This window comes from Marseilla massiliensis (assembly GCF_016899855.1).
In the GTDB taxonomy this organism is placed as follows: Bacteria; Bacteroidota; Bacteroidia; order Bacteroidales; family Bacteroidaceae; genus Prevotella.
The window spans coordinates 1-9,303 of record NZ_JACJJG010000102.1 but is presented as its reverse complement, the minus strand read 5'-3'; the positions used below and the strand labels follow the sequence as shown (position 1 = coordinate 9,303).

Sequence of the window (9,303 nt, the reverse complement as noted above, 5' to 3'; positions counted from 1 at the left end):
TGGCCGATAGGCTGAAGGAGGATAGATAGTCTCTTTTCAGTAGTTAAGAAGTTAAAGGAGTAAAGGAGTTAAGACAACAGTTCCGTTGCTTATTTTATCAGACGATAAGCGGTCGGGCATTTGTCTTAACTCCTTTACTCCTTTAACTTCTTAACTCCTTTATGCATTCTTCCAGGTCATCCGCGACCTTTATTATATTCCTCCATTCTCCCCTTACCATTCCTTTGCCCTGGAGGTCGTCGAGAAGGGCTATCAGCTTATTCCAGAAACCGCCGGCGTTGAGCAGTATTATGGGCTTGTGGTGGTAGCCTATGGTGGCCGCCGCTGCCATCGTAAACACTTCGTCGAGCGTGCCGAGGCCGCCGGGCAGGGCTATTGCCGCGTCACATTGTCCTATCATGAGCTCTTTCCTGTCGCTCAGGTTGTCGCAAGGCATGCATACGTCCATGTTAGGGCTGGCCTTGCCGCCACGCTCAATGATGGTGGGAACTACGCCTATGGTGCGTCCGCCGGCCTCGCGTGCCGCCTTGGCTACACACTCCATGAGGCCGAGGTTGCAACCTCCGAATACTATAGTGTGGCCGTTTTGGCCGGCCCAGTGGCCCAATTCTTCAGTTATATTGAAATATTCAACTTCGATGTTCGAGTTGGCCGAGCAGAAAACAGCTATCTTCATGTTCTTTATTATTATGTTGTTAATGTAATTGTATGTTGCTGACTGACGTGCGCAAGTGTCTTGTCGCCCTGTTGGGCGGGGCGGATTAAGTGGCGCGTCGGCGTTTATGCCGACATCGGCTTCATTACTCTTGATTCTCTTCCGATGGCCGGCACCTTGATTTTTCACCACTCCCGAGGCTTTTTCGGGGGATTCCTATTTCCTTTACATAGTCCTCGAACTGGTCGCGGTCGCATGCCGCCCCGCTCTTTATCCGTGCCCGATAGTTGTAGATGGTGTTGACCGAGTAATGCAGGAACTCGGCTATCTTCGAGCTGTCGTCAATGCCGAGGCGTATCAGCGCGAATATGCGTATGTCGGTGTTAAGGCGTGACGTATCGGTAAGATGTATGCGGAATTCGGGCTTCAGCAGGCGGTTGAACTCGTCGACGAACGTCGGGAACAGCCTTATGAACGTAGAGTCGAAAATCTCGAACAGCTCTTTTTGTTCGCGGTTCCTGAAGTTGTAGGGTCTCATTATTTCGTAAAGCTCGTTGTAGCGCTTGTTTTTCAGCATGGATAAAGTCTCCTTGCGCATGCGGTCCATCTTGTCTATGTACGACGAGCATTGGCGCAGGAACAGCCCGATGTATTTCTCCTTCACCCTGTTGCTTTCGTCAAGGCCGGCAATGGCGTCGTTAAGTCGGTCGCCGGTTGCGGTGAGCTGTCGGTTGGTCTGGTCGAGATTGTCGAGCGTGGTCTTCATGTCGGCGTTCAAGTCGGTAAGCTGTCGGTTCTTGCGGCTTAGTTCGTTGCGGGCCGATGCGAGCCTCTTGCGCTGTTTGTTGACGTAGACAAGTATTGCGAACATAAGCAACGCGAGCAGGCTTATGGCGGCAAGCAGTATGCGGAGGTAGTGGTTGGTGCGTGTTATGGACGTGCGGTAAATGTCGTTGATGGCCGAGAATGCCGGCAGGATCTGTTCGCTTCTTACCCTTGTATGGAACCTGTCGGCGCATTTCCACGCGAAGTTGATGTAGTTGTATGCACGCTCCTTGTCGCCGGTACTGTAGAAATGGTTTGCAAGCTCCCACATCGACGCCTGGTCCATGGTGGCGTTGCGTACGTCGTACAGCGACGACATGGCCAGCCAGTAGGTCCACTCGTCCTCCTCGCCCAGCATTTTGCAGTCGAGAAAACGGTAGAAAGCGATGATTGCGAAGCCCTCGGGATTGTCGCCGTTGAGCTTCAGCCACTTGTCGTTATAGCGTAAGGCCGCGCGGTAGTCGCCGCGGTCGTACATCCGGTTTTCCATGGTCTGCAGGTATATTGGGCTGTTCTTGTCGGCTACGGCAAGCAGCGAGTCGGCGTAAAGCTCGGCTTTGGTCTCGTAGACTTGCTTCAGGCACTCTACCTTGGAATAGAATCCGAGCTGGTCGTATAGGTGATGCCAGGCCATGTAGTATTCTACGATGTTGTCTTGCCCGAGCGCGTTGCGGTCAACGGTGTTGAGCAGGTCGAGAGACTCTTTGTACATTCCTGACGTCGAGCATTGGAATGCCGCCAGTGCCCTGCACTTGTTGGCGGCGCCGGCGTTGCCTGTTTTGTCGGCTGATTTGATGGCCCTCTGGAGGTACACGAGGGCGGAGTCGTTGATGAACGCCCTGTAAGCTTCGTACAGCTTGAACTCTATGTCGTATCTGTCGGCGGCGCTGCGAGTCGCGCCGAGCTGCTTTTTCAGGCCGTTTATTTTGCTCTCGTGGCGCGCGATGTAAATATCCGACTCGGCGATGGCTTTGTCAAGACAGCGGTAGACGGAATCCGAACGGCTCCCGGCTGACGCATCCATCGCTGTGAACAGGGCCAGCGCAAGCAGCAACAATCCGTTGGCGTAATTATTGTTAGTGCCTGCTTGTGGCAGTTGCTTACGGTTTGTTACATATCGGAGGCTTTTCCTTACGGTTTCCGCTTGCTTCCGACAGGTCTGCAAAAGGTATCCTTTTATAGCGTGAAAGGTTACCTTTCGAAAGATGAAAAACCTTGTTTTGCAAGCTGAAAGGTCATCATTTGAAACTGTAACCATCGCCGTGCCACTCAAAACAGTTCCGCCAACGGGTCGTAAAAGTCTTTTTCCCATAATATCATTCAGTAATATCAGTCCGCTGAAAGCAACTGTTGCAAAATTAAAACAATATTGTGAAAACGCAAAATAATGGCCTTTGTTTTTCTTGAACGGCCGTATCGGCGCATTTATCCGGCATAAAAGTCAAATGTATTTACTTTCGTTTCGCTTACTCGAAATTTTGCATTATCTTTGCACAGAACATAAACCATTCATAGAAATGAAGATAGCTATTATCGGTTACGGCAAGATGGGCAAGATGATTGAGCAGATAGCCCGCGGCCGCGGCCATGAGATTGTATGCATAATCGACGTCGACAACCCGCAGGATTTCGACTCTCCCGAGTTCGCCTCGGCCGACGTTGCCATCGAGTTTACCAACCCTACGGCCGCCTACGGCAACTACCTCAAGGCTTTCGCCAAGGGAGTAAAGGTAGTTTCGGGCTCTACGGGCTGGATGAAAGACCACGGCGACGACGTGCGCCGCATGTGTAACGACGAGGGCAAGACGCTCTTCTGGGCGTCTAACTTCAGCGTTGGCGTAGCCATTTTCTCGGCCGTCAACCGCTATCTGGCCAAAATCATGAACGGATTTCCGCAGTATTCGGTCAGCATGGAGGAGACCCACCACATACACAAGCTTGACGCGCCGAGCGGCACGGCGATAACCCTGGCCGAGGAGATAGTCGACAACCTCGACCGCAAGACGGGCTGGGTAAAGGGCACACTGCTGTCTCCCGACGGCACGCTGACCGGCTCGGACAAGTGCGACGGCGACAAGATAGCCATAAACAGCGTGCGGCGTGACGAGGTGCCGGGCATACATACCGTGACGTACGACTCTGAGGCCGACTGCATAACGATAACCCATGACGCCCACTCGCGCAAGGGATTCGCCCTCGGCGCAGTCCTGGCGGCTGAGTACACGGCCACGCACAGCGGCCTGCTGACAATCAGCGATATGTTTAAGTTTTAAAGATTCAAGGGAGTTATAAAGAGTTAACGGGAGTTGTCGCCCGCTATACTCGCTGACTCCTTATAACTCCCGATATATATCCATACACAAGCATAATGGAAAAGAAACAACTTAACATGAAGAAACAATGGATTAAGTTCTCCGTTGTAACCGTTCTTTATCTCCTGTTCCTGCTTTGGGTGAAAAGCTGGTGGGGACTGCTTGTAGTCCCGTTCATATTCGACGTCTACATAACCAAGAAGATAAAGTGGCAGTGGTGGAAGAATTCCGAGCCGCCGGTGCGCTTCATCATGTCGTGGGTTGACGCCCTTGTGTTCGCTCTCGTGGCCGTATATTTCATCAACCTGTTCTTCTTCCAGAACTACGTAATACCCTCAAGCTCGCTCGAGAAGTCGTTGCTTACCGGCGACTACCTCTTCGTGAGCAAGGTAAGCTACGGCCCGCGCATACCCGAGACGCCGCTTACCATGCCGCTTACGCAGCATACCCTGCCCGTCATCAACTGCAAGTCGTATATCGAATGGCCGCAGTGGGACTACCGAAGGGTTAAGGGCCTCGGCCAGGTCGAGCTGAACGACATCGTGGTGTTCAACTATCCGGCAGGCGATACGCTCGTAAGCAACGAGCAGTACCAGGCCGCCGACTACTACCAGATGTGCTATTCGTTCGGCAGCCAGCTGCTGGCCTACCAGCCTGACTTCACCCGTATGACCCCGCAGGAGCAGTACGACTGGTTCGCAATGGTATATGCTACGGGACGTAAGTACATCATCGACAACCCGAGTACCTACGGAAAGGTGATGACCCGACCTGTAGACCGCCGCGAGAACTACGTGAAACGCTGCGTGGGACTGCCCGGACAGACCCTTCAAATCAAGAACCGTATAGTGTATCTTGACGGCAAGCCGAACAAGGAACCCGACAACGTGCAGTACACTTATTACGTTAAGCTGAACCAGCCCATCCCCGACGACCTGATGGAAGAGCTCGGAATAAGCATGGAAGACCTGACAAGCCTGAACCAAAGCGGCTACATGCCGTTGACGAAACGCGCCCACGACGCCCTCATGAGGCGTAAGGACATCGTGCAGAGTATCACTCTCAATACCGACACCATCACCGGAGACATTTATCCTTTGAACGCCGCCACGGGGTGGACACGCGATAATTACGGGCCGGTATGGATTCCGAAGAAGGGCGCGACGGTAAAACTCGACATGCAGAACATCGCCGTCTACGAGCGTCCTATACGTGTGTATGAAGGCAACGACCTGCAGGTGAAGGACGGAAAGATATTCATCAACGGCAAGCAGGCCGATAGATACACGTTCAAGATGGACTATTACTGGATGATGGGCGACAACCGCCACAACTCGGCAGACTCGCGTTATTGGGGCTTCGTGCCTGAAGACCACATCGTGGGCAAGCCCATCTTCATCTGGTGGAGCAGCGATCCCGACCGCGGCGGCTTCTCCGGCATACGCAGGAACAGGCTGTTCAGGCTGGTGGATAATATAAAGTGATGTGGGGTTATGCGGTTATGGGGTTATACGGTCTTACGGTTTCAATGCCTCATAACCGCATAAATATAGAATGGCTGCAAACACCTTAAACCCCCATAACCTCATAACCGTAAAACCGTAAAATGAAACATGCGCTCAAGTTTGTGATGGCGCTGACGGTCACAATCTTGCTGATGTTGGCTTTCCGCGCGCTGGTGTTCACTGTATATACGGTCAGGGGCACGGCCCTCGAGCCTTGCCTCGTTGACGGCGACCGTGTGCTGGTGAACCGGTGGAGCTATGGCTTGCGCACGGGTGACGGCCGGCTGTTCAGCTACGCGCGGTGGATAGGCGGCAGGGTGGGGCGCGGCGATCTCGTGGTGTTCAACAGTCCGGCCGATACGTTGAGGCCGGTGCACAGGCGGGAGACGCTGGCTTACTATTGCACGGGCGTGCCGGGAGACACCGTAACGGCGGAAAACGGACGCATAGTGGTGCCGGGCAAGAAAGTCGCAATAGGCGTAACGCCGGCCAACGCGGCCTTGATAGCATATCTTTACGGCAAATATGAGGGGCGCAACGCGCGTGTGTCGGGCGGCCAGCTGTATGTCGACGGCCGTCGTATTGAGTGCGCCACGTTTGCCAACGACTATTACTGGTTCAGCTCCGGGCGGCGTTCCGACAAGAGCGACTCGCGTTGTTTCGGCTTCGTTCCCGAGACTTTCATCATCGGAAAGGTGATAATGCTTATGTATTCGGTCGACGGCGGCAAGCCCGTAAACTGCTGTCTGCGTGACGGCAGGACGTTTCTTCTTATACGTAACCCGTAGTTTTCAGCTCTTGAATAAGGCATTTGTCCTTTTAATTCATGTGTCCGCAAGGCGGACAACAGCTTCTTTTAACCTCTTTAATTCCTTCAAATAATGTCCCAAGCACTTCTTTCCTCGGCCTATTTCGGCCCCATACAGTGGTACCAGAAGCTTTACCGGTACGACCGTGTGCGTGTTGAGGCTTACGATAACTTCATCAAGCAGACCTACCGCAACCGTTGCGTGATAGCCACTACGGGCGGCGTACAGGCCCTTACGGTGCCCGTAGAACGCACCGGGGCGGCGTTGGCGGCCGATGGCAAGGCTACTGCGGGAAAGTGTCTCATGCGCGATATCCGCATAAGCGACCACGGTAACTGGCGCCATCTGCACTGGAACGCGCTGGCGAGCGCCTACGGTGAGTCGCCGTTCTTCGAGTATTACGTTGACGACTTGCGGCCGTTCTTCGAGCGGAAGTGGACCTTCCTGTATGACTTCAACATGGAGATTTGCGCCAAAATGTGCGAATTAATCGGCATAGAACCGTGCATCGAGCCTACCACGGAGTATGTAGCGGCCGATGACAGTGTCCTTGCCGGAACGGCAGACTACCGTGACGTGATACGGCCCAAGCACCCTCTGGACGACCCGCAGTTCGTAGCGCGCCGCTATTACCAGGTATATGAGCGCAAGCACGGCTTCATACCAAACCTCAGCATACTCGACCTTCTCTTCAACATGGGCAACGAGAGCGTGCTGTATCTTTAGCGAAAACATTGAGAGCCGTTGCCAATAACGGGGCAACGGCTCTCTTCCTTCACGTTAGTATGTTATGAAAATTTGAGAGAATTGAAACTTCACAGTTTCGTTTTGTTGTTTTATTAAACACTTGTTTTATAGAGAAAGCATAGAAAATTGTCTTATTTCAGTATTGTCGCCGTGGCCGGCACCGTCTTCATCGAGTCGGTTTTTACCGAGTCTCCCATCGCTACGGAGGGTCCTGTCTTGGCTTTCTGGAATGAGGCGATGTTGGCTGCCGGCTTCTCGTCGTCGGTGAATGCCACCTGCGCGGCGTTGCCCAGCGTCAGGAATATCGCCACCACTGCTGCGGCCTTGAACAGCGGCATAAGTCTCTGCCTCATGTTTATCGTGCGTGCCCTTACGGGTTCCGGCTCGTTGATTTGTGCCATCAGCCTTTCGTCGAAGTCGTCTCCCAGGGTGTCGTCAGCCGTCTCGGTCTGTTCGTAGCAGAACAAGTCCCTGTACGGCAGGAGGCTTACCGGTATCTCTTTCTGGCTGAAGAACGTGCGGAGAATCTTCTCTTCCTCGAGCGTTGTCTCGCAGTTCCAGTAGCGTTCGAGCAACTGTTCTATATACTTATAGTCCATATCGGTCAATTTCGTTGTATTTTTGCTTTACTGCCTGCCGTGCCCTGAATATGTTGATTTTCACTTGTTCCTCGCTTATTCCGAGCACTTCGGCAATTTCCTTGTAGCTCTTTCCCTCGAAGTCGCGCAGCTGCATGCAGCTTTTTTGCTTCTCGGGCAGGCCGTCCACAATCCTTTTTACCTGCTCGACCCTGTCTCGTTGCATCATCCGTTCGTACGGGTCATAGCCTGCGGCGGGCGCTCCGGCCTCTTCGTCACCTATCGGCCGGTTGTCGTTGCCGGCCTTTTTCATTCTGTCGAGAGACAGGTTGCGGCAGATAGTAAGGCTGAAAGCCTCTATCGAGTCGATGTCCTGCCAGTCGTCGCGTCTGTTCCAAACCTTTATCAGCGTGTCCTGTACTACGTCCTCGGCCTCTTCCCTGTTGAGGGTTATCCTCAGCGCAAGGCGGTAGAGAACGTTTTTTAGGGGCAACACGTCGTTGCGAAAACTGATATTTTTCATCTGCTCTCTATTTAAATGACGATTGGGCGGGGTGAAAGTTACAGGTAATCTTGAGAAAATCTCTCTTTTAACAATGTTTAAGAAAATGGGGCTTATTGGCCTAATTGGGCTAATATGGCCAACTGACCTAATAAGCCTGGTAAGTAGCTGACAGTCAGGCGATTTGCGAAAGGCCGCCTTTTGGCTTGTAAAAGGTGGCCTTTTAGCCTGCGATATGCCGTGTTTCGCATGGCAAAAGGCGGCCTTCCGCGCCGTGGCTGATGGCGGACCATTTGTCGTTTGGCTAACCGGGCCGTCGCGGCGGGCGGTAACTCTTGTCGGCTCCTTTTACTCCCGGGTAAGCGTCAAGGCACGATAACCGTTCCGTGACGTCCGTCGATGGCCGTTGCGAGGGTGATGTTCACGCGGCTTACGCCTGCCGATATTGCGTTAAACGCGTTCTCCAGCTTGGGCAGCATGCCGCCGGCCACGGTGCCGTCGGCCACGAGGCGGGCAAAGTCGGCTCGCGTTATCAGCGGTATTACGCTGTCTTCGTCGTCGGGATTGGCCAGCACGCCCTTTTTCTCGAAGCAGTACACCAGCGTCACGTCATACCTTTTTGCCAGCGCCTTTGCCGTCTCGGCGGCTATCGTGTCGGCGTTGGTGTTAAGCAACATGCCGTGCCCGTCGTGCGTCAGGGGCGCCATTACGGGCGTTATGCCGGCCTCGATGAGCGTTGTGAGCTTGTCGCCGTCGGCACGTTCCACGTCGCCCACGAAGCCGTAGTCAACGTCCTTTACGGGCCGTTTGTGCGAGCGTATCACGTCAATGTCGGCTCCCGTCAGCCCGAGGGCGTCCGTTCCGCGTGCCTGGAGCTGCGCCACGATGTTCTTGTTCACCAGTCCGCCGTAGACCATTGTCACCACTTCAAGCATGTAGCGGTCGGTAACGCGCCGTCCGCCAACCATCGTGCTCTCTATGCCGAGGCGCGATGCGATGGCCGTGGCACGCCGTCCGCCGCCGTGAACGAGCACCTTGCGCCCGCTGATGGCGCAGAACCCGTCAAGCAATTCGTTAAGCCGGGCCTCGTCCTCGACCACGGCTCCGCCGACTTTTATTATTGTAAGGGGAAGGGGCATGTTCTCTATTTTTTTGAAGGAGTTAAGTAGTTAAGGAGTAAAGGAGTTAAGACAAATGTCTTGTTGGTGGAATAAGACAAATAAGCCAAATAGGTCGAATATGCCGTGCATACACCAACAAGGCATTTGTCTTAACTCCTTTACTCCTTAACTTCTTAACTCCTAAATTGAATTTTACTCCAAATAAGTATATCCATACAGTCCAGAGCGGTAGTTGGAGAGGAACTCCTT

The 9,303-nt window shown here is 53.4% G+C and carries 9 protein-coding genes; 4 read left to right on the top strand and 5 right to left on the bottom strand.

Annotation, left to right across the window (positions count from 1 at the left end; translation table 11 throughout):
• Positions 1-142: 142 nt before the first annotated feature.
• Together H6A34_RS12135 and H6A34_RS12130 are read right to left on the bottom strand one after the other, a co-directional pair.
• Positions 143-676: an LOG family protein gene (locus H6A34_RS12135; protein ID WP_205105731.1), complete on the bottom strand. Its 534-nt coding sequence runs from the start codon at positions 674-676 to the stop codon at positions 143-145.
• Between the two features lie 124 nt (positions 677-800).
• Entirely contained in the window at positions 801-2,645 is a 1,845-nt protein-coding gene (locus tag H6A34_RS12130; protein ID WP_205105730.1) for a DUF6377 domain-containing protein, read from the bottom strand.
• Between the two features lie 352 nt (positions 2,646-2,997).
• On the opposite strand from H6A34_RS12130, the gene dapB reads away from it, so the two are divergent.
• From dapB to H6A34_RS12110, 4 genes are all read left to right on the top strand, one after another.
• Complete coding sequence (gene dapB / locus H6A34_RS12125) at positions 2,998-3,753, top strand: 4-hydroxy-tetrahydrodipicolinate reductase (RefSeq protein ID WP_205105729.1); 756 nt, start codon at positions 2,998-3,000, stop codon at positions 3,751-3,753.
• Positions 3,754-3,848: 95 nt separating this feature from the next.
• Positions 3,849-5,276 (top strand): signal peptidase I, encoded by a 1,428-nt coding sequence (gene lepB, locus H6A34_RS12120; RefSeq protein WP_239480872.1) that lies wholly within the window; start codon positions 3,849-3,851, stop codon positions 5,274-5,276.
• A 122-nt stretch (positions 5,277-5,398) separates the two neighbouring features.
• A complete protein-coding gene (gene lepB, locus H6A34_RS12115; protein ID WP_205105728.1) occupies positions 5,399-6,085 on the top strand; it encodes a signal peptidase I in 687 nt (228 codons plus the stop codon).
• Positions 6,086-6,178: 93 nt separating this feature from the next.
• The gene (locus H6A34_RS12110) at positions 6,179-6,832 is read left to right on the top strand and encodes a WbqC family protein (RefSeq protein WP_205105727.1); all 654 of its coding nucleotides are present in this window, start codon (positions 6,179-6,181) and stop codon (positions 6,830-6,832) included.
• A gap of 152 nt (positions 6,833-6,984) precedes the next feature.
• Here H6A34_RS12110 and H6A34_RS12105 read toward each other — a convergent pair whose 3' ends face one another.
• From H6A34_RS12105 to argB, 3 genes are all read right to left on the bottom strand, one after another.
• A complete protein-coding gene (locus H6A34_RS12105; protein WP_021947349.1) occupies positions 6,985-7,452 on the bottom strand; it encodes a hypothetical protein in 468 nt (155 codons plus the stop codon).
• Complete coding sequence (locus H6A34_RS12100) at positions 7,442-7,954, bottom strand: RNA polymerase sigma factor (protein ID WP_205105726.1); 513 nt, start codon at positions 7,952-7,954, stop codon at positions 7,442-7,444. The genes H6A34_RS12105 and H6A34_RS12100 overlap by 11 nt, the downstream gene beginning before the upstream one ends.
• A 344-nt stretch (positions 7,955-8,298) precedes the next feature.
• Positions 8,299-9,072, bottom strand: coding sequence for an acetylglutamate kinase (gene argB / locus H6A34_RS12095; protein ID WP_205105725.1), 774 nt, complete (start codon positions 9,070-9,072; stop codon positions 8,299-8,301).
• Positions 9,073-9,303: the final 231 nt, after the last annotated feature.